Source organism: Alistipes sp. CAG:29 (assembly GCF_000435435.1).
GTDB lineage: Bacteria > Bacteroidota > Bacteroidia > Bacteroidales > Rikenellaceae > Alistipes > Alistipes onderdonkii.
Map to the genome: position 1 here is coordinate 8,243 of NZ_FR893489.1, position 778 is coordinate 9,020.

Sequence of the window (778 nt, forward strand, 5' to 3'; positions counted from 1 at the left end):
TCTTTCCCTGCGAGCGGCCCTGCGAGCAGGGCTGAAAATGCCCCGGTGATCTCCGCGACGCCCAGCCTGCGCCGTACGAATTCGGTCGCGGGTTGCCGGTGGCAGTTGGCTACCACCTGCCCGTTGTGTTCGTAGACCCATGCCGTGCCCAGGGTCAGCAATACCCGGTCGGCACGGCGCAGGGCTTCGGCGCCTGCCTTGCGGGCGGCGTTCATCGCAGCCAGCGCCTCGTCGGGCGACGCGGCCGAGAGAGAGCCGTGGAACCCGTAGTGGAACCACAGTTCGCCGTCGAAGTCCAGCTCGGAATGCTGTACGGGTGTCTCGTCCGCATAGCTGCGCAGCGCGGCGGCGATGGAGAGGGGGTTGAACAGGATGCCCGTGGGGTTTGTGACGATGCGGAACCGGGCTTCGGCGAGCCGTCTCGCGATGTGTTCGGCGAAGCAGGAACCGAGGGCCAGGATGCGGTTCCCGTATCCGATTTTCACCCCGAGGGGCGCAATGTCGATTTCGGTGCGGAATTTCATAGGGCAAAAGTACAAATTTTATATCTTTGCCGTATGATCCTGCATGCAAACTGCAAAATAAATCTGGGGCTAGATGTCTTGCGCCGCCGTGAGGACGGCTACCACGAGTTGTCGACCGTGATGTTCCCCGTGCGGGGACTGTACGACGTGGTCGGGGTGACGCGCACGGCCGTGCCCGGCGTGCGGTTCCTCTCCGAAGGGCTGGCGGTGGATTGCACCCCCGGGGAGAACATCTGCGTCAAGGCGTTCCTGCT

1 protein-coding gene and 1 pseudogene are annotated in these 778 nt (G+C 63.6%); one reads left to right on the forward strand and one right to left on the reverse strand.

From position 1 onward, the window contains the following. A partial coding sequence (locus tag QVP03_RS11145; RefSeq protein WP_288210780.1) for a GSCFA domain-containing protein occupies positions 1 to 524 on the reverse strand: 524 nt, incomplete at its 3' end. A gap of 33 nt (positions 525 to 557) precedes the next feature. On the opposite strand from QVP03_RS11145, the pseudogene QVP03_RS11150 reads away from it, so the two are divergent. Continuing rightward, positions 558 to 778 (forward strand): annotated as a pseudogene (locus tag QVP03_RS11150) (4-(cytidine 5'-diphospho)-2-C-methyl-D-erythritol kinase); the annotation flags it as partial.